This is a genomic window from Streptomyces sp. PTL18 (genome assembly GCF_059510295.1).
Genome location: NZ_JCAJZO010000001.1, coordinates 249,792 through 269,139, shown reverse-complemented (window position 1 = coordinate 269,139; position 19,348 = coordinate 249,792). Strand labels below are relative to the sequence as shown.

15 protein-coding genes and 1 pseudogene are annotated in these 19,348 nt (G+C 72.1%); 6 read left to right on the top strand and 10 right to left on the bottom strand.

Features of this window, described 5'->3' with window-relative positions:
* The first annotated feature begins 89 nt into the window (after positions 1 to 89).
* Positions 90 to 2,621 carry an ATP-dependent Clp protease ATP-binding subunit gene (locus AC5WS8_RS01255; RefSeq protein ID WP_496101354.1) on the top strand — a complete coding sequence of 844 codons (2,532 nt, stop codon included), beginning with the start codon at positions 90 to 92 and terminating at the stop codon, positions 2,619 to 2,621.
* Positions 2,622 to 2,627: 6 nt separating this feature from the next.
* Here AC5WS8_RS01255 and AC5WS8_RS01250 read toward each other — a convergent pair whose 3' ends face one another.
* Positions 2,628 to 3,014: a nuclear transport factor 2 family protein gene (locus AC5WS8_RS01250; RefSeq protein WP_496101353.1), complete on the bottom strand. Its 387-nt coding sequence runs from the start codon at positions 3,012 to 3,014 to the stop codon at positions 2,628 to 2,630.
* A gap of 297 nt (positions 3,015 to 3,311) precedes the next feature.
* Between AC5WS8_RS01250 and AC5WS8_RS01245 the strand changes: the two genes are divergently transcribed.
* Entirely contained in the window at positions 3,312 to 3,722 is a 411-nt protein-coding gene (locus AC5WS8_RS01245; RefSeq protein ID WP_496101352.1) for a hypothetical protein, read from the top strand.
* A gap of 22 nt (positions 3,723 to 3,744) precedes the next feature.
* Here AC5WS8_RS01245 and AC5WS8_RS01240 read toward each other — a convergent pair whose 3' ends face one another.
* Positions 3,745 to 4,959 (bottom strand): streptophobe family protein, encoded by a 1,215-nt coding sequence (locus AC5WS8_RS01240; protein ID WP_496101911.1) that lies wholly within the window; start codon positions 4,957 to 4,959, stop codon positions 3,745 to 3,747.
* 397 nt (positions 4,960 to 5,356) lie between these two features.
* On the opposite strand from AC5WS8_RS01240, the gene AC5WS8_RS01235 reads away from it, so the two are divergent.
* Complete coding sequence (locus AC5WS8_RS01235; protein ID WP_496101351.1) at positions 5,357 to 5,788, top strand: helix-turn-helix domain-containing protein; 432 nt, start codon at positions 5,357 to 5,359, stop codon at positions 5,786 to 5,788.
* A 70-nt stretch (positions 5,789 to 5,858) separates the two neighbouring features.
* On the opposite strand, the gene AC5WS8_RS01230 is transcribed toward AC5WS8_RS01235, so the two are convergent.
* The 3 genes and pseudogenes from AC5WS8_RS01230 to AC5WS8_RS01220 all read right to left on the bottom strand — a co-directional run.
* The gene (locus AC5WS8_RS01230) at positions 5,859 to 6,461 is read right to left on the bottom strand and encodes a ClpP family protease (protein WP_496101350.1); all 603 of its coding nucleotides are present in this window, start codon (positions 6,459 to 6,461) and stop codon (positions 5,859 to 5,861) included.
* Between the two features lies 1 nt (position 6,462).
* Complete coding sequence (locus AC5WS8_RS01225; RefSeq protein ID WP_496101349.1) at positions 6,463 to 7,101, bottom strand: ATP-dependent Clp protease proteolytic subunit; 639 nt, start codon at positions 7,099 to 7,101, stop codon at positions 6,463 to 6,465.
* 112 nt (positions 7,102 to 7,213) lie between these two features.
* Positions 7,214 to 7,361, bottom strand: a pseudogene (locus AC5WS8_RS01220) (epoxide hydrolase); the annotation flags it as partial.
* A 103-nt stretch (positions 7,362 to 7,464) separates the two neighbouring features.
* Between AC5WS8_RS01220 and AC5WS8_RS01215 the strand changes: the two are divergent.
* A complete protein-coding gene (locus tag AC5WS8_RS01215; protein ID WP_496101348.1) occupies positions 7,465 to 7,947 on the top strand; it encodes a VOC family protein in 483 nt (160 codons plus the stop codon).
* A 53-nt stretch (positions 7,948 to 8,000) separates the two neighbouring features.
* Here the strand turns inward: AC5WS8_RS01215 and AC5WS8_RS01210 are convergent, their stop codons facing one another.
* The 5 genes from AC5WS8_RS01210 to AC5WS8_RS01190 form a co-directional block, all read right to left on the bottom strand.
* Positions 8,001 to 8,261: a LamG-like jellyroll fold domain-containing protein gene (locus AC5WS8_RS01210; protein WP_496101347.1), complete on the bottom strand. Its 261-nt coding sequence runs from the start codon at positions 8,259 to 8,261 to the stop codon at positions 8,001 to 8,003.
* Positions 8,262 to 8,340: 79 nt separating this feature from the next.
* The gene (locus tag AC5WS8_RS01205) at positions 8,341 to 11,157 is read right to left on the bottom strand and encodes an NHLP bacteriocin export ABC transporter permease/ATPase subunit (RefSeq protein WP_496101346.1); all 2,817 of its coding nucleotides are present in this window, start codon (positions 11,155 to 11,157) and stop codon (positions 8,341 to 8,343) included.
* Between the two features lie 2 nt (positions 11,158 to 11,159).
* The gene (locus AC5WS8_RS01200) at positions 11,160 to 13,394 is read right to left on the bottom strand and encodes an NHLP family bacteriocin export ABC transporter peptidase/permease/ATPase subunit (RefSeq protein WP_496101345.1); all 2,235 of its coding nucleotides are present in this window, start codon (positions 13,392 to 13,394) and stop codon (positions 11,160 to 11,162) included.
* Positions 13,391 to 14,197, bottom strand: a complete 807-nt coding sequence (locus AC5WS8_RS01195) for a hypothetical protein (protein WP_496101344.1) — start codon at positions 14,195 to 14,197, stop codon at positions 13,391 to 13,393. The genes AC5WS8_RS01200 and AC5WS8_RS01195 overlap by 4 nt, the downstream gene beginning before the upstream one ends.
* Positions 14,198 to 14,289: 92 nt before the next feature.
* Complete coding sequence (locus AC5WS8_RS01190; protein ID WP_496101343.1) at positions 14,290 to 14,505, bottom strand: type A2 lantipeptide; 216 nt, start codon at positions 14,503 to 14,505, stop codon at positions 14,290 to 14,292.
* A 660-nt stretch (positions 14,506 to 15,165) separates the two neighbouring features.
* Here AC5WS8_RS01190 and AC5WS8_RS01185 point away from each other — a divergent pair.
* On the top strand, positions 15,166 to 16,647 hold the full coding sequence (locus tag AC5WS8_RS01185) for a S1 family peptidase (RefSeq protein ID WP_496101342.1): 1,482 nt from the start codon (positions 15,166 to 15,168) through the stop codon (positions 16,645 to 16,647).
* A gap of 234 nt (positions 16,648 to 16,881) precedes the next feature.
* Positions 16,882 to 19,335, top strand: a complete 2,454-nt coding sequence (locus tag AC5WS8_RS01180) for a SpoIIE family protein phosphatase (protein ID WP_496101341.1) — start codon at positions 16,882 to 16,884, stop codon at positions 19,333 to 19,335.
* The last annotated feature ends 13 nt before the right edge of the window (positions 19,336 to 19,348 follow it).

Below are 19,348 nucleotides of genomic sequence, written 5' to 3'. Positions count from 1 at the left end.
GGCCGTCCCGGGTGGCCAAGACTGGGCGGGTACGGGTATTCGACTACGGCGGGCGACGCGGCCGTGTCGGCCGCGGACGGGTGGTCATCGTGACGATCTCACCCTTCGGGTCAGGCGACCCGTTCTCCGACCTGTTCAACCGCTTCTTCGGCATGAGCCCGGCGACCTCGCCGCCGGCCGTCCAACGTGTCCCCATCGGACGTCTCCTCAGCGACTCCGCGCACGAGCTGCTCGCCACCGCGGGCGCCAGGGCGGCCGAGGACGGGGCCGATCTCGACACCGTCCACCTGCTGTGGGCCGCCACCCGGGTACCGGCCGCACGCCAGGTGCTGGAGCAGGCGGGCGCGGATCCCGACCGGCTCGCCGGCGACCTGCGGGACTCCCTGCCCTCCGGGACCGGCACCGGGGAGCCTGCGCTGACCCCGGCGGCCAAACGCGCCCTGCTCACCGCGCACGCCCGTTCCCAGGCGGCCGGTGCCTCCTACATCGGCCCCGAGCACATCCTCGCCGCGCTCCTGGACGATCCGCGCTCCCCACTGGCCCGGACCCTGAGGGCCGAGGGAGCCGGGCCCGGCGCGCTCGGCGGCGCGCCCCGCCAGGGTCGGGAGACGGGCGGGCACCCCGACACACCGACGCTCGACGAGTACGGGCGCGACCTCACCGACGAGGCACGCGCGGGACACCTCGACCCGGTGGTCGGCCGGGCGGCCGAGATCGAGCAGACCGTCGAGGTCCTCTCCCGGCGCACGAAGAACAACCCGGTGCTGATCGGCGACCCCGGCGTCGGCAAGACCGCGATCGTCGAGGGTCTGGCCCAGCGCATCGTCGCCGGGGAGGTCCCCAAGGCGCTGAAGGACCGCCGCGTGGTCGCCCTCGACCTCGCCGGGCTCGTCGCCGGGTCCCAGTACCGGGGCCAGTTCGAGGAGCGGCTGAAGAAGGTCATCGACGAGGTCACCGGAGCCGGGAAGAGCGTGGTCCTCTTCATCGACGAGCTGCACACGGTCGTCGGCGCCGGCGGCACCGGCGAGGGATCCATGGACGCGGGCAACATCCTCAAGCCCGCCCTCGCCCGCGGCGACCTCAGCGTGGTCGGTGCCACCACCATCGACGAGTACCGCAAGCGCATCGAGAAGGACGCCGCGCTGGAGCGCCGCTTCCAGCCCGTCATGGTGCCCGAACCCACCGTCGAGGAGACGGTCGAGATCCTGCGCGGACTGCGCGACGCCTACGAGGCCCATCACCAGGTCCGCTACACCGACGAGGCGCTGGACGCCGCGGCCGCCCTCTCCGACCGCTACATCAGTGACCGCTTTCTGCCCGACAAGGCCATCGACCTCATGGACCAGGCCGGAGCCCGCGTCGGACTGCGCAGTGCGGGGGACTCCGCGGAGGCCGCGAACCTCGAGGAGCGGCTGACCCGGCTGCGCCGGGAGAAGGACGAGGCCGTCAGCACCGAGGACTTCGAGCGCGCGAGCCGACTCAAAGGCGAGATCACCGAGGCGGAGGGCCGGCTCGCCTCGGTCGGCGAGGGCGGGGCACCCACGCCGAGCGTCACCCCCGAGGACATCGCCGAAGTCCTCTCCGCCCGCACGGGTATCCCGGTCTCCCAGCTCACCGAGTCCGAACGCGACCGGCTGATGAAGCTGGAGGAGGTCCTGCACGAGCGGGTCGTCGGCCAGGACGACGCGGTCACCGCCGTGGCCCAGGCCGTGCGGCGCGGCCGGGCCGGCATGGGCGATCCCCACCGGCCCACCGGCAGCTTCCTCTTCCTCGGCCCCACCGGCGTCGGCAAGACAGAACTCGCCAAGGCGCTCGCGGAACTGCTCTTCGGCGACCCGGACCGCATGATCCGCTTCGACATGAGCGAGTTCCAGGAGAAGCACACCGTCTCCCGGCTCATCGGCTCCCCGCCGGGGTACGTCGGGTACGAGGAGGCCGGCCAGCTCACTGAAGCAGTGCGCCGCAAGCCGTACAGCGTCGTGCTGTTCGACGAGGTGGAGAAGGCCCACCGCGACGTCTTCAACCTGCTGCTGCAGGTCCTGGACGACGGGCGGCTGACCGACGCTCAGGGGCGTACGGTCGACTTCCGCAACACGGTCGTCATCATGACCAGCAACATCGCCTCCAAGCACATCCTGGACCACCACGGCGACATCGACGAGATCAGGGACGACCTGACGGCGGAACTCCAGGCGCACTTCCGCCCGGAGTTCCTCAACCGGATCGACGAGGTCATCGTCTTCCACGCCCTGGGCCGCCAGGACCTGGTGCGGATCGTCGACCTGCTCCTGGAGGGCAGCCGACGCCGGCTGCACGCCCAGCGGGTCGGCCTGGAGGTCACCGAGAGGGCCAAGGAGTGGCTGGCGAACCGCGGCTATCAGCCGGAGTACGGGGCCCGGCCGCTGCGCCGCACCATCCAGACCGAACTCGACAACCGGCTGTCGAACATGCTGCTCGACGGGACGCTCAACCCGGGGGACACGGTCGTCGTCGACGTCGCGGACGGTGAACTGAGCCTGAGCCTCGGGGCGAAGGAGACGCCACCGCCACAGGGAGCGGCCGCCGCCGGCCCGGAGGACATCGAGGAGGAGCCTCCGAGCTGGCCCGGACCCATCTCCTAGGCCCTCCTAGGCTGCGCCCGCGGGCACACGGTCCAGGAACCCGTGCACGGTGCGGATGCGCCCGTCGTCGTCGAGAGTGATCACGTCGGAGCCGGCGACGGGCGCCGATCCGTCCGCGTCGCTCACCAGCTCCCAGGAGAACCGGGCGAGGTCGTGGTGCCCGTCGACCGCGCCCATGAGCCGGAAGGAGAATCCGGGGAACCGTGCGTGCGCTCCCGTGATCACGGCCGCGATCTGCTCGTGGCCGCCGACGTCGGCCAGGGGGTCGGTGTAGGTTCCGTCCGCGGTCCAGGCGGCGGCGACCGCCTTCGTCAGTGCCTGGGCGTCCCGGGTGTTCCACGCCTCGAAGTAGCGGGCGACGGCGGACTCGTAGCGGTTGGTCTCTGCGGACACGGCGATCAGCCTCCCATGAGGTCACATGCGCTGGTCGGAAGCCGGATCCCGGGGTGTGCTGCCTGCCGGGGTCCGACACCGCAACGATGCCCGGACACGCCTGGGGGCGTCGATTACCTCCCGGGTAAGCGGAGGCGTTCCGGGCGGACACGGCTCGTTTTCGGCCAGGAGGCGGCGGTGAATATGCCAGGAGACTGGCTGAATTCACATGGTGACAGAGTGTCAGGACTGTCGATACTCGAAGGAGCGGGTGAACCGGGTCACGATAGAAAGCGCTACCGCACGGGGGGAGCGATCGTGCACGACGAGTTCCTGTGCCATGTCACGGCGTACGGCATATGCGGAGGGCAATGGGTCGGCGTCCCCCTCGGTACCTATCGCGCCCCCACTCTGGCCCTCGCCCTGTGGTGGATGCGCGACCGTGCCTCCTGGATCGCCGAACGGCTCGACCCGGACCCGGACGACCCGCACTTCCCGCCGAACGCCATGGCCCCCGTCGCCGACACGGTTCCCGATGTGCCGGCCGTCCTGCGCGCCTGGTGCAAGGACGCCGGTCAGCAGGAGAGCGTGGCGGAGCAGCTCGCGGCCGGACGGCTGGTCCGTGTCGCCGTCAGTGACGACACGACCGAGTACGAACTGCTCGCCGAGTCCGTGGACGCGCTGCGGATGCAACGGTTCGTGCCCGCGCTGTCCACCCCGGCGGCCTGATCGAACCTCCGGGCCCCGGCGTTCACGGAACCCCGCCCCGTCGCCGCACCCACCTGGCGAGCAGCCCGCCCGCGAGCCCGGTCACCAGCCCCCACGACGCGGCGAGCCCAAGCGCCGTCCCCAGCCCGGGTCTGAGGAAAACCACGCCGGAGAGACCTCCGCCGAGGTCGCCGACCCCGAGGAGCGACAGGCCGTAGTGCGCCGAGATCCGGCAGAGCAGGCAGATGGCCAGGACCGTCGCCACCAGCGCGACCGCCATGCGCACGGCGTGCCACCACGGCCGCATCCGCGCCGGTGAGCGCACCGCCGCGACGAACGCCGCGGCGAGCAGCAGCACGGCGTCCACGGCCACGAGCCACCACACGCGGCCGTCGTACCGGGCGAGGGTACGCAGGCTCAGCGTCGAGATGTCCGGAGTGCGCAGTACCTCGTCGAGCAGGTGCGGCATGGGCAGCCCGAACGGCCCGTCCACCCGGCCGTGCCAGGTGGCTCCCAGGCCGAGGGTGAACACCGGCCACACCAGGTTGGGAAGCCCCAGCAGGATCAGCGCGAACGTCTCGGCGGGGTGCCCGTGGGTCGCCGCGACCACCAGCGCGGCGACGGTGCCCAGGGCGACGCAGGCGAGCAACAGGGCCACCATGGCGCAGGCGGCGGGACGCACCGACTGTTGCAGGCCCAGCACCCGGGGCGGCAGCGGGGCGTCCCGCGACACCAGCAGGGCCACGACGAGCACGCCCGCCAGCCAGAGCAGACCGAACGGCACGGTCGGCCACAGGTCCGTGGCGAAGCCGATCCGGGGAGACACCCCGAACAGGCTGCCGATGTCGCCGATCGTCCCGGTGCCGAGCGGGACCGGGAAGGTCTGGCGGGCCGCCAGGGCGAGGCCGACGAGCGCCGCCAGCCACAGCACGGCGATCCGCCCGGCCCAGCCCGCCAGTTCACGCGCGCCGGCGACGGCCCGGTGCCGCAGTGGGCGCAGGAACCCCGCGGCGATCGCCAGCGCCCCGGCCAGCGTCACCGACAGCGGCATGACCGTCAGCCCCGCCCGCGTGCCGGCCAGCGCACCGGCGTCGCCCGCCAGCCGCACACTGCCGCCCACCGCGACGACGACCACGGCCACGACCACGCGGGGAAACCCCCTGTCGGGGATGTCGCTGCCGCCGGCCGCCCACAGCCCGAGCGCGGCGAGCGCGCCCATGACGGCCAGCCCGGCCAGCACCGTACCGCCGGCCCCCACCCATCGTTGCGGTGCGAGGGCCGGGCCGCCGGTGCGGGCGCCGGGCCGGCCGCACGAGTTCGGGACGCTCACCCTGCCACGCTAGTGCTGTGGCCGGAAAGGTTCCGGCACGGCACCTCGCCGCGTTGTCGCATCACCCGCGTACATCCAGTACGCGGGCGATGCTCCGCCTTGCGATGCACCGCACCGGACGCCGCGAGCTTTCCGGCAAACCTTTCCGGCCACAGCATTAGGCAGCCCCACGGCGCCCCGCACGGCCAAAGGGGCCTCCTCCGCCACCGCGTCGACGGCCGGGCGGCGTCATCGGTCAACTGCCGTCCCCGCCGGGCCGCACGGCTTCACCCAGGGCAGAACGCCGCTCCCTTCCCGTGACGCCCCGGATCCCTAGGCTGAAGGGGTGAGCACTCATGCGCCGAACGAAGCCCGCGTCATTCCCCTGCGCCCGCAGACCGCGGCGGCCGACCCCGCTGCGGCGCCCCGCCCCCCGCAGCGAGCGGCGGGCGCCCCGCAGCCGACCGCGCCCAAGGAGCCCCTGTGGCGCGACCTGGTCGGCGATGTGCTGCGCCGGGAGCGGCTCGCCCAGGAGCGCACGCTGAAGGACGTCGCCGAGGCGGCGCGGATCTCCATGCCGTACCTGTCCGAGCTGGAGCGCGGCCGCAAGGAGGCCTCCTCCGAGGTCCTCGCGGCCGCCGCCCAGGGCCTCGGACTCGGCCTCGCCGACCTGCTCTCGCTCGCCCAGGACGAACTGGCCCGGTACGCCCGGAGCCGGGTGAGCCGGGGCCGCAGGTCGCCCACGGCGCAGTACGACGGCCTCTGCCTCGCCGCCTGACCGGTCCGCCGGCCGGTACGGCGCGCGCCACCGCCGTACCGGCCCCGCATCCGACCCGGCCGCGCCGGAGTCAGACGAACGCGAGCCGCCGGCTCAGCACCTCGTCGGCGAGCCCGTAGGCGACGGCCTCCTCGGCGGTGAACACCTTGTCCCGGTCCATGTCCGCGCGCAGCGTCGCCACGTCGTGGTGCGTGTGCCGGGACAACACCTCTTCCGCCTGGGACCGGATGCGGATCATCTCCTTGGCGGCGAGACTGAGATCCGCGACGGTGCCCTGCCGCCCTCCGCTGGCCGGCTGACCGAGCAGCACCCGCGCGTGCTGGAGCACGAACCGCCGCCCGGGATCGCCCCCGGCCAGCAGCACCGCGGCCGTCGACGCCGCCTGGCCGACACAGAACGTGGAGATCGGCGACTGCACGAACGTCATCGTGTCGTAGATCGCCATCAGCGAAGTGAACGATCCCCCGGGCGAGTTGATGTAGATCGAGATCTCGTGTTCCGGGTTCGACGACTCCAGATGCAGGAGTTGGGCGATGACCACGTTGGCGACCCCGTCGTCGATCTCGGTGCCGAGGAAGATGATCCGCTCGTTCAGGAGCCGGCTGAAGACGTCGTAGGACCGCTCGCCCTGCGCGGTCCGCTCGACGACGTAAGGAACCGTGTAGGACCCCATGTCACAACCCCATCCGCCGACGCGAGGCGGCCGGGCGGACGTCGGCGAGCGACTCCACCACCCGGTCCACCATTCCGTACTCCCTGGCCTGTCCCGCCGTGAACCAGCGGTCCCGGTCGCCGTCCCGCGCGATCGTCTCCTCGCTCTGCCCGGTGTGCTCGGCGGTGATCCGCTCGATGGCCTTCTTGGTGAACTGGAGGTTCTCCGCCTGGATCTCGATGTCCGCGGTGGTGCCGCCGATGCCCGCCGACGGCTGGTGCATCATGATCCGCGCGTTCGGCAGCGCCAACCGCTTGCCCCGCGTCCCCACGGTGAGCAGGAACTGCCCCATGCTCGCGGCGAACCCCATCACCAGGGTCGAGACGTCGTTCGGGATGAGACGCATGGTGTCGTAGATGGCCAGACCCGCGGTCACCGACCCGCCGGGGCTGTTGATGTACAGGCTGATGTCGCTGCGCGGGTCCTCCGCCGACAGCAGGAGCAGCTGCGCGCACACCCGGTTGGCCGACACCTCGTCGACCTGCGTGCCCAGGAACACGATCCGCTGGGCGAGCAGCTGCGCGGCGAGGTGGTCGTCGAATCGGCTGGGCGCGGTGTCGCCCTCCTCGGCCCGGGGCGCGAGGGTGGTGAGTGGAGTCATCGGGTCTCCTTGTCCATGGCACGGATGCCGTCGACTCCACTGTCGACCTCGAGAGACGCCGTCCTGCGGTTTCTCTGCCCGCCGCAGATTCGCCACGGGCAGAGCCGGTGCCTCAGCCCTTCTCGCGCAGCTGCCGGGAGAACACCCGTACGTCCTCCACCAGCAGATCCCTCCTCCACGGCCGCGAAGTGACCGCTCCGGCCGAACCCCGTCCAGCGCACGATGTTCTCGGTCCGTTCCGCCCTGTGCCGCAGCGGGACGGTACGGGGACCGCCACACGCGTCGAGCCGCGCTCCGGCCGATGAGTTCCGGGGGAAGGATCGGTCTGCACAGGTGACCGCTTCCACACTCCAGGAGGTACACATGGCCACCGAGGGATTCACCACCTGTCTCTGGTTCGACGGCCAGGCCGAGGAGGCCGCGCACCACTACGTGTCGATCTTCAAGAACTCCGGCATCGGACGCATCGGCCGCTACACGGAGGCCGGCCCCGGCCCCGCCGGTTCCGTGATCGCCGTCGACTTCACGGCGAACGGGCACAAGTTCGTCGCCCTGAACGGCGGGCCCCAGTTCACCTTCAGCGAGGCGATCTCCTTCCAGATCTACTGCGAGAGCCAGGAGGAGATCGACCACTACTGGAACAAGCTCACCGAGGGCGGCGGCCAGCCGGGCCCCTGCGGCTGGCTCAAGGACAAGTACGGCGTGTCCTGGCAGGTCATCCCGGACGGGCTGATCGACATGATCGGCGACCCGGACCAGGAGAAGGCGGCCCGCACCACGCGCGCGATGCTGGCGATGGGCAAGCTCGACATCGCCGCCCTGAAGAAGGCGTACGCGGGGGAGTAGCCACCGCGGGGCGACGGCCGGCCCACCCCGGACAGGGTGAGCCGGCCGCCCGGCTACGCCTGTGCCGGCGCCGCCACCTCGGCGGCGCTCAGCGTCCGCCCGTACACCCGGAGGTCGTCGACCGCGCCCTTCGGACAAGGGCCGGCGTACTGCGACCAAGGGCCGGCGTACTGCGACCGGCCGATGGGCCCGGCGCGGACGTGACTGCCGAAGTACCGCGGCTCCACGGTCACCTTCGCGTTGCGGCCCGCCTCCGCGCCGACCGCGTACAGCACGGTGGTGCCGCCCCGTACGTCACCGCCCCATCCGGGCATGGAGGGACGGCAGGTGCCCACCGCACGCCCTCCTGCCGAGCACCGGCCGCCCGGACGGGCGGCCGGTTGAGCGGAGGTCCTACGCCATCTGCCGCCGCACCAGCTCGTGCAGCCGGCCGGCCGTGTCGGCCAGCAGCCGGCCGGGCGGGCCCTGCTGGGTGATCCTGCCGTCCTCCATCACGATGACGCGGTCCGCGTCCAGCACCGTGGACAGGCGGTGGGCGATCACGATCCGGGTGGCGTTCAGGGCGCGGGTGGACTCGATGACCTTCCGCTGTGTCTCGTTGTCCAGCGCGCTCGTCGCCTCGTCGAAGAACAGGATGCGCGGCCGGCGGATCAGCGCCTGAGCGATCATCAGCCGCTGCCGCTGGCCACCGGAGATCGCGCCACTGCCCTGGACGATGGTGTGCAGCCCCATCGGCATCCGCTGGATGTCCTCCGCGAGACCCGCCATCTCGGCCGCCGCCATCGCCTCCTCGGGGGTGTACGGCTCGGTGCCGCAGATGACGTCCAGGACGGACCCGTTCATCGGCTGCGCGTGCTGGAGCACCACCCCGCACTGGCGGCGCACCGCCGACTGGTCGAGTGCGGCGAGGTCCTGGCCGTCGTAGAGCACACTGCCGGACACCGGCTTGTCGAAGCCGATCAGCAGCCGCAGCAGGGTCGACTTGCCACAGCCGCTCGGGCCCACGACGGCCACGAACTCACCCGGCTTCACCTCGAAGGACACGTCGTCGAGGACCAGGGGACCGTCGTCGGCGTACCGGAACGAGAGCCGGCGCGCCTCGACGGCCCCGGACAGGACCCCCGGCCGGGTGCTCGCCGTGCGCACCTCGGGGGTCGCGTCCAGCACCGGCCTGATCTCCTCGAACAGCGGCAGCGCGGCCACCGCCGACACGAACGCGCCGGTCAGCTGGGTGACCGAGGTCAGCAGCATGGTCATGGAGGTGTTGAAGGTGAGGAAGTCCGCGGCCGAGAGCGCACCCTTCGCAGGCCCCGCCAGCAGCATGAACAGCAGCAGCGAGCACAGCGGCAGATACACCGCGCCCAGCACCGTCGTCAGGTTCTTGATCCGGCCCACCTTCTGCTGCAGCTCACGGCTGCGCGCGAACTCCCGCGCCCAGGCGGCGTAGGCGTAGTTCTCCGCCGCCGCCACCCGCAGCTTGGGCAGGCCGCGCAGGGTCTGGAACGCCTGGTTGTTCAGTTTGTTGGTGAGCCGCACCAGCCGCCGCTGCCAGCGCACCTGCCACAGCCCGAGCCCGAGGAAGACAGCGGCGATGACGACGAGCATGCCGATCGCGGCCATGGCCATGGGCACGCTGTACCACAGCAGCAGCCCCAGGTTCATCGCGCCGACCGTCACCGCCTGGGCCACCGTCGGACCCACTCCGGCGAGCAGCCGCCGGATGGCGCTGACACCCATCGCGGCGCTCGCCAGCTCACCGGTGGACCGTTCGGTGAAGAACTTGGTCGGCAGCCTCAGCAGCCGGTCCCACACCGCGGGCTGGAGGGTCGCCTCGATCCGTCCCTCGAGGCGCAGGACGGTCATGTTCTCCAGCAGCATGAAGGCGGCCGCCACCACGCCGGTGACCATGAGGGCGAGGCAGACCTGGACGATCAGCCCCTCCTGCGCCTTCGGCACGTACTCGCCGAGCACCTTGCCGGTGGCGATCGGCACCAGCGCGCCGATCGCGACGGTCACCAGCCCACTGAGCAGCAGGCCCGTCAGATCGCCGCCCGTGCCGCGCATGCTGAACCGCAGCAGCCCGAGGGGACCGAGCCGACGGTCGGGCAGCGGACGGTAGAACATCACGGCACGCGGCGCGAACTCGGCGGCGTTCGCCTTCTCGATCGGCGTCTCGCGTCCCGACGACGGGTGAACGGCGACATAGCCGGCTCGCCGCCACAGCAGCGCGACCGGCGCGCCCGACAGGGCCCGGTGCCCCACCAGCGGGCCGACGTTCTCGTGCCACCAGCGCCCGTCGAGCCGTACCGCCCGGGTCCGGACGCGGGAGGCGACGGCGATGCGTTCCACCGGATCGAGGCGGTCGCTCTCGGCGCCGCTCCGCGCGGGCTCGGCGAGGGTGATGCCGGCGGCGCGGGCCACGAGTCCGCACGCCGCGTAGGTGGCGTCGGCGTCGGCGTCCGTCGTGCGCCGCTCCGACGACTTCCCGATGGACGCCAGCAGCGTCCGGTCGGCCTGGGCGCGAACGGCCTCACCCGCCTTGATACCGGCCGCGGTGCGGGTCGCGTGGGTGCGCTCCAGCTGCTCGATCCACCGGTCCAGGGTGGCGAGGAGGCGGTACTGCTGGTCGACCATGCCCTGCCAGACGGCGGGGTCCACCAGCAGGTCGGCAGCGGCCTCCGCACCGTACAGGGAGCCGTACTGGACGCTGCCCGGCGGGACCTGCATCCAGAAGACGTCGTCGTCGGTGATGTCGGCGGCCCGTTCGGTGGCCATCGGCGCCTGGAACAGAATGGAAAGACTCCGGCCGACACCGAGGGCGAGGGCGTACTCCAGGGGGCTCGTCGTCGGTGGCACGTACTGCGGGTTGCCGTACTGGTCGTAGGACCAGGTCTGGGTGTCGACCGGCTGGTACAGCTCGCGGAGCTGGATGCGGCGCACCACGCAGTCACGGACCGGCCGGGCGACCAGGGTGTGCTGGGGTCCCGCCACCGGGCCGAGCAGCAGGGAGCCCGGCCCGAGACGGCCAAGGTGGTGCCAGTGGCCCTGTACCGCCGCGTCGACGGCGAAGAGGTCCAGCGCGCCGGACGCCACCAGCCACAGCACCTGCGGCCCCTCCAGGTCGAGCCGGCTCAGGCCCGAGCAGTCGACGGGCGCGCCCATCGCGCCCAGAGCGCCCAGGACGACGTCGCCCTCGTGTACCGCCGTCATCCTCACCGCTCCCTGACCAGCTCGGCGTACGCCCCGCCGGCCGCCACCAGGGCGTCGTGCCGCCCGCGTTCCACGATCGTGCCGTGCTGGAGCACCACGATCTCGTCGCTGTCGCGTACCGTGCTGAGCCGGTGTGCGATCACCACGCACGCGCAGCCGCGCTTGCGCAGGTTGTCGATCACGGTCTGTTCGGTCTCCGCGTCCAGCGCGCTGGTGACCTCGTCGAGCACCAGGATGCTGGGGTCGCGCACCAACGCGCGTGCGACCTCCAGGCGTTGCCGCTGCCCGCCGGAGAAGTTCCGCCCGTCCTGCTCCACCCGGCTGTGGATGCCGCCGGGGCGGCGCATCACCACCTCGTACAGGGCCGCGTCCCGCAGGGCGGCGACCACCGCCTCGTCCGGGATCGACGGGTCCCACAGCGCCACATTGTCGCGGACCGTGCCTTCGAAGAGGAAGATCTCCTGGTCCACGAAGGAGACCGAGGCGGCGAGCGCGCCGCGCGGAACGTCCTCCAGGCGCCGCCCGTCGATACGGATCTCGCCCTCCCACGGCGTGTACAGGCCGGCGATCAGCCGGGACACCGTGGACTTGCCGCTGCCCGAACCGCCGACCAGCGCCACCTGCTGACCCGGCCCGACAGTCAGGCTGAAGCCGCTCAGCAGTGGCTTGTCGAGCGGGCTGTAGCCGAACGTGATGTTCTCCAGCTCCACATGACCGTGCAGCCGCCGTGTCGACGCGCCACCGCCGGAGCGGCCGTAGAGCGGGTCGGCCCGGAAGTTCTCCACGTCCTTCAGGCGGGCCACGTCCGCGGCGAAGTCCTGGATACGGCCCGCGACCCCGTTCAGGCGCGTCAGCGGCGCGGTGAACCGGGTCACCAGGGCCTGGAACGCGACCAGCAGACCCACCGAGATGTGCCCCTCGACGGCCCTCAACCCGCCGATCCACAGGATCAGCGCGCTGTTGAACGTGGCGAGCGTCGGCGCGACCACGCCCAGCCAGGCGCTCGGCACGCCGAGCCGCTGCTGCTCCTCGAGCGTGGTGGCGTGCTGGCCCGCCCACTTGCGGAAGTAGCCGTCCTCGCCGCCGGTCGCCTTCATCGTCTCGATCAACTGTAGGCCGGTGTAGGCCGTGTTGGTCAACCGTGCGGTGTCCGCGCGCAGTTTCGCCGTGCGCGTCGCACGCAGCCGTACGACCACCCGCATCGCCACCACGTTGAGCAGGGCGACGCCGATGCCGACGAACGTCAGCTGCGGGTCGTAGGTGTACAGCAGCACCGCGTACAGCACGACGACGATCGCGTCGACGCCCGCCGCGGCGAGGTCGCGGGCCAGGGTCTCGGCGACCGCGTCGTTGGACTGCAGTCGCTGCACCAGGTCGGCGGGGCTGCGCTGGGCGAAGAACGTCACCGGCAGCCGCAGCAGATGCCGCAGGAAGCGGGCGCTGGAGAGGGTGGAGGAGATGATCCGGCCGCGCAGGAGGTTCGCCTGCTGCAGCCAGGTCAGCACGATCGTCAGCAGGACGCAGGCGGCCATCGACGCGAACAGCACGCCCAGCAGGGAGGTCTGGCCGCCGATCAGGAACGTGTCGATGTACGTGCGGCTCAGCGCGGGCAGTGCGGCACCCACCGCCACCAGGAGCAGGCTCGCCAGGACGGCGACGGGCAGTGTGCCCGCCGTGCCGCGCAGCCGGCCCGGCATCGCGCCCAGGATGCCCGGCCTGCGGCCGCCCCTGGTGAAGCCCTCGCCGGGTTCCATCACCAGGACGACCCCGGTGAAGCTGGTGTCGAAGTCCTCCATCGGCACGAAACGGCGGCCCTTGCCCGGGTCGTTGACGTGTACGCCCCGGCGGCCGAAGCGGCGTCCCATGCCGTCGAACACGACGTAGTGGTTGAACTCCCAGAACAGGATCGCGGGCCCGTTCACCTCGGCGAGCGCGCCGGTGTCCATCTGCATGCCCTTGGCCGTCAGACCGTAACTGCGTGCGGCCTTCAGGAGGTTGCCGGCGCGCGAGCCGTCCCGGGAGACACCGCAGGCGATGCGCAGCTCCTCCAGCGGTACGTGCCGGCCGTAGTGGCCGAGCACCATCGCCAGGGAGGCGGCGCCGCACTCGACGGCCTCCATCTGCAGCACGGTGGGGGTGCGGACGGTCTTCCGCCGGGACGTGGGCACGGTGCGCCTGGGCGGCGCGGCGCGGCGTCTGCCCCGGACCGGGGGCAGGGTGTCCTGGGGAGTGGTCACGGCAGGAGCCAATCGACGGGACGCTGATCGGCCAGGCGGATCGAACCCGTGGCCAGGGTCATGGAGGAGAGGGCGAACGGCGGGCCGTCCGCGGACGACCACTCGTAGCCGCTCTTGGTACCGGACGACGTGTCCAGCCGCACCAGCACGGCCACCGGGCGGCCCTTCCTGGTGAACTGCTCGCCCAGCTGACCGTCCCCGAGGAACGCGGCGATCTGCTGGGCCGACTGGGCCGTGCGGTCCACGGACCTCACATGGCCGCGCAGCACGCCGTACTGCTGGGCCGGCACCGACTGGACGGTGAGGTCGACGGCGGCGTTCGCCGGTATCGACGCCGCGTTCTCGGCGGGCACGTAGACCGTCGCGTACAGCGGGTCCGAGGCGTGCTCCACCTTCTCCACCGCGGCGACGTTCGCCCCGGTGCGGATGATCTGGCCGATGGTGGCGGAGAGCTCGGTGACACGGCCCGCGGCGACCGTGCGGACCACCGACTCGCCCTGCTCCGTGCGGACCTTCAGCACGGGCGCGTTCGCGGGCAGCCGCTCGCCCTGCTCGGCGAGGACGGCGGTGACCTGTCCGGCCACCGGGCTCTGCAGGAGGTAACTGCCCTCCGCGTGCGTGAGGACGGCGGGTGCGCTGACCGTGGAGGCCACCGAGCCGGTGACGGCCCACACCGACGCGGCGGCCATGGCGACCACCGTCACGGTCAGGGCCAGCCAGCCCTGGGGGCGGGCGAAGCGCACCGGGAGGTCGAGCTCCTCGGGCGCCTGCAGCTTGGCGAGGGCCTGCTGACGGAACTGCACGGAACTTCCCTCACCCACTCCAGAAGATTCAGGGCATCCGAGAGTCCCGGAACCGGGGAGCGGTTCCGGGACTCAGCGGCACGACACTGCGATCAGAGACCGGCGACCAGGTTCGTGACCGGGGCGGTGTTCAGGCCGGTGACACCCTTGACGGTGCCGACGGCCGTGCCGACCAGGCCGGAAACCGGGGCGATGCCGTCCACCAGGCCGGTCGCGGTGCCCACGGCGTTGATCTGCAGGCCACCGGACACGGCGTCGAGCTCGGCGTCCGAGATCTCGGCGGTCTCAACCTGGGGGGTGGAGTTCATGATGGAACTTCCCTTCGTATGGGTATTCACAAGGGGGAGCGGCCCCTCTGGGGACAGACGGTCGGCCGCGATCCGCGAGCGCCGGGCACCCCGCTGCCGGGACCCTGGGGTGGCCCCCGCGGTGCAACGGATCAAAGCACGGCGGCGCGCGGCGATTCCAATCAACCAGCGCCCCCACCTGGGCAATTGACGTCCCGCAGTGCCAATCCGTGCAGGTGTGCGCACGTCTTGGCGTCGACTTCTTCACATGCTGCGCGGCATCGTCGCGTACGGCCTCTTGCCGCCCCGGTGGGGAATGGGACAGTCCGGGTTCAATGGCGCGGCGCCCGGCGGACGCCTGTGCAGATCCGCCGTACACGGTGACCCGCTTGCGCATTGGATGTGCAGATTCCCTGAAGCCGGAATTCGACCCTGCATCACGAACCCAGGGTTACTGGCCGGTAGCACACGGTGGCCATCCTCTCGCGTGAGTCGATTCTTGTCGTCGGCCCCGCCCGGCAGGCGCCTTTGCCACCTATCTCACGCTTTCGCATACGCCAACTCGGCCAGTTGCAGAGTCGGTTGAACGCCCCACCGGAGGTGCGCGTATCAACTGGCATCCAGGCGCCCCAGTCAGCTGCCGGACGGCGGCAACGGACCCCGTCCCCAGGAGGTCGAGAGTTGAGTCACAAACGCATACCCAAGCGCAAGGCCGCGATCGCGGTCGGAAGCGTGGCGGCGCTCGGAGCTGCGGCCCTTCTGCTGCCCAACGCCAACGCGTCCCAGACGGATTCGGCGTCGGGCGACACGCCGAAGACGTTCAAGGCGGCCGATGTCTCGCTCGTCGCCAAGCAGCTCGCATCGCAGTTGGGTGATGCCTTCGCAGGGTCCTACTACAACGCCGACAAGCAGCAGGTCGTCGTCAACGTGGTCGGTGACATCGGCAAGGCCGCGGACGCCGTCAGAAAGGCGGGTGCCGTCCCCAACCAGGTACGGAACAGCACGGCCGAGCTCCAGGCCGCCGCCCGCACACTGCGCACCAGGGCGACGATCCCCGGCACCGCGTGGTCCGTCGACCCCAAGACCAACGAGATCCGGGTCACCGCCGACAGCTCGGTCACCGGCGCCAAGTGGAACACGCTTCAGTCGACGGTCAAGAGCCTCGGCTCCGGCATGGCGACCGTCAAGAAGTCGGCGGGCGCCTTCAAGACCTTCGTGTCGGGCGGCGACGCGATCTTCGCTCGGGCGAACGGCGGCGGTGTCCGCTGCTCCCTCGGTTTCAACGTCACCGCGAGCGACGGCAGCCCCGCCTTCCTGACGGCCGGGCACTGCGGAGTCGCGGCGAAGCAGTGGTCCGACTCCCAGAACGGCCAGCCGATCGCCACCGTGGACCAGGCCACCTTCCCGGGCAACGGGGACTTCTCCCTCGTCAAGTACGACGACCCGAAGACCCAGGCGCCGAGCGAGGTCAACGTCGGCAACGGGCAGACGGTCCAGATCACCCAGGCCGCGGACGCGGTGGTGGGCCAGCAGGTCTTCCGGATGGGCAGCACCACCGGGCTGCACGACGGAACCGTCACCGGGCTCGACGCCACCGTCAACTTCCAGAGCGAGACCAACCCGGGCGGCGTCGACACCGTCACCGGGCTCATCCAGACGAACGTGTGCGCCGAGGCCGGTGACAGCGGAGGCTCGCTGTTCACCAAGGACGGCAGCGCGATCGGCCTGACCTCGGGCGGCAGCGGTGACTGCACCAATGGCGGCGAGACCTTCTTCCAGCCGGTGACCACGGCGCTCCAGGCGACCGGCGCGACCCTCGGCGCCGGTGGTGCGGGTGCGGGTGCGGGCTCGGGCGCGGGTGACCAGTCGGCGAACCCGGGTGGCCAGGCGGGCGCGGGTGACCAGTCGGCGAACCCGGGTGGCCAGGCGGGCACCGGCGACCAGTCGGCGAACCCGGGTGGCCAGAGCGGCGCCGGTGCCGGTGACCAGAGCGGTGCAGGTGCCGGCGCCGGTGACCAGAACGGCGCCGGTCAGCAGTCGGTGAGCCCCGGTGACCAGTCGGGTGGGGCTGCCGATCAATCCGGTCAGGCCGGTCAGTCCGGCAACGCCGGCGCCCAGTCGGGCAGCGGCGTCGGCGACGGCTCCGGACTCTCCAGCCACTGACCGGGGAGCAACAGCGGTTCCCCCGGTCAGTGGAACGGTCCGGCCCTCCGGCGGGAGGGCCGGACCGCTCCGTGCCCGGGCCGTCCGAAGGAGCGCGCGCGCCCAGTGGGCGGCCCGTCACCCTCAGTGGCGGGCGCGCCGCTCGCCGCGTCCGCTCTGCCGCGCACCCGCGAGCCGTCGGTCGATGCGCTCACAGGGGCTGCGCGAGCGTCCGGGACGCGCTCTAATTGCAGAGTGGGCAGTGAGGGCACTGCGGGACGCAGAACGAGAACGCTGCGCGCGGAACTTGCCCTCAAGACGCTCGCAGCGGACCTCGACCCGCGCGAGCGCCTGCGCCGCGTGCTCGAACAGGTGCTCGTGTTCACCGGTGCCACCCTCGCCGCCGTCTACAGCCCGGAAGACGGAGGCGACCAGCTGACCCTCACCGAGTCGGTCGGCGTACCGCGGACGCTGTACGGGCTGCGCGACTCCTACTCCCTCTCCGGCACGGCCCCCGCCGCCGAGGTGCACCGCTCCGGGCAGCCGCGGTGGCTCACCCCCGAGGACATCGGCCACTGCGCCGACGCGCGCGGGATGCCCGACCAGGACTTCTCCCTGGCCGTCCTGCCGCTGCGCGGCGGGGGATGCCTGGCGGCCGTCAGCGACGGCCCGGACGGCTTCGACACCGATGACCGCACGTGCCTGAAGCTCTTCGCCGAGGCCGTCACCTGCCCGCCTCCGGGCGCGGCCGGCACCGGTGGGCCGCCCGGCAGCTCCTTCACGCTCGACATGGACAGCGGCCGGGTCCAGGTCGACGACGAGATGCTGGGGTTGTTCGGCATTGACACCGGCGAGTTCGACGGCCGTGTGGAGACCCTGCTCGCCCGGACCGTCCCGGAGGACCTGCCTTCCGTGATGTCCGTCGTCGAGGCGGAACACATGTCCATCGGCGACCGGGAACTGGAGTTCCGCATCCTCCAGCCCTCCGGCGAGCCGAGGTGGTTGCGGCTGCGCGGGCGCCTGCTGCCCGCCGGGGACGGACGCCCGGTCCGGCTCGTCGGCACGGTCACCGACGCGTCCGAGCTGCGCCCCGGGGTCAGCGACGTCACCCGCATCCAGCGGCTCGCCGCCGCCCTCGCCACCGCCGGAACCGTCCGCGACGTCAGCAGGGCCGTCGTCGCCGCCCTGCGGGGGCCCCTGCGGGCGGACCGTATCGCGCTCGCCGAGCTGGAGTCCGACCGCCTCGTCGTCACCGTCCTGGACCCGCCGGAACCGGAGGCCTGGCCGGAGCTGTGGCGCACCGAGTGGCGCTCGGAGTGGCCCGACGCCCCGGTCCGCGCCATGCCCACCCTCGCCACGGCGCTCAGGGAGGGCCGCGCCGCGATCTGGCCCGCCGGCACCCCGCTGGAACCGGCGCTCGCCGAGGTCGGTCCCGGCGGTCTCGCGGTGCTGCCGCTGCCCGCCGGCGGGCGTATGGCCGGCGCCTGCCTCGTCGGCTGGGACAGCCCGCACGACTTCGGTCCCGACGAACGCGCCCTGCTCACCGCCGTCGCCGGTCTCACCGGGCAGGCGCTGATGCGCGCCCACGCCTTCGACGCCGAGCACGAGCTGATCGGCATGCTCCAGCGCGCCCTCCTGCCGCGCCGCCTGCCCGCGCTGCCCGGAGCCGTCGCCGTCGCCCGCTACCTGCCGACCACCGCCGGTCTGGAGCTCGGCGGCGACTGGTACGACGTGATCCCGCTGCCCGACAACCACGTCGCCCTCGTCATCGGGGACGTCCAGGGCCACAGCGCAGGCGCGGCCACCCTGATGGGCCAGATGCGCACCGCGCTGCGGGCGTACGCGGCCGAGGGCCACCCCCCGGACGTCGTCGTCTCGCACGCCAACCGGCTCCTCGTGGACATGGAGTCCGACCTCTTCGCCACCTGCTGTTACGTCGACGTCGACATGGAGCAGGGCACCGCCTGGTGCGTGCGGGCCGGGCACCTCCCACCCCTGCTGCGCCACCCGGACGGCAGTACCGAGATCATCGAGTCGGAGGGCGGACCGCCCCTCGGGGTCGTCACCCAGGCCGACTACCCGATGAGCCCGCTCAGGCTGCAGCCGGGCACGGTCGTCGCCCTCACCACGGACGGTCTGGTCGAGTCCGCCGACGTCGACATCGAGGACGGCCTCGCGCGGATCGCCGACGAGCTGTCCGCCGCCGACCCCGAGCACCTCGGCCTCGTCGCGGACGCCCTGCTCGCCGAGGCCAACCGCAGCGACGACGTGGCCCTGCTCCTGGTGCGCTACGACGGCATGGCGATGCTCCCGCTGCGGGAGAGCTGGACGGTGTGGCGCGTTCCCGAAGCGGTCCGGCACGCCCGCCGCTTCACCCGGCGCACCCTGCGCTCCTGGGGCGTCCCGGAGGAGGCCGACACGGTGCTCCTCGTCGTCTCCGAACTCGTCACCAACGCCCTCGTCCACACCGACGGCCAGGTCCGACTCGACCTCACCCTGTCCAACCACCGGCTGCGCGTCGCGGTTGCCGACTCCTCACCGCGCACGCCCGTCAAGCCGACCAGCATCGGCTGGGAGGCGACGGGCGGCCGTGGCATCCTGCTCGTCGAGGCCATGTCCGACACCTGGGGGACACTCCCGGTCAGCGGCGGCAAACAGGTGTGGGCGGACATCGTCCTGGAGCACTCGCCGGCCGACGCGCAGACCTGAGCGTCCCTGTCCA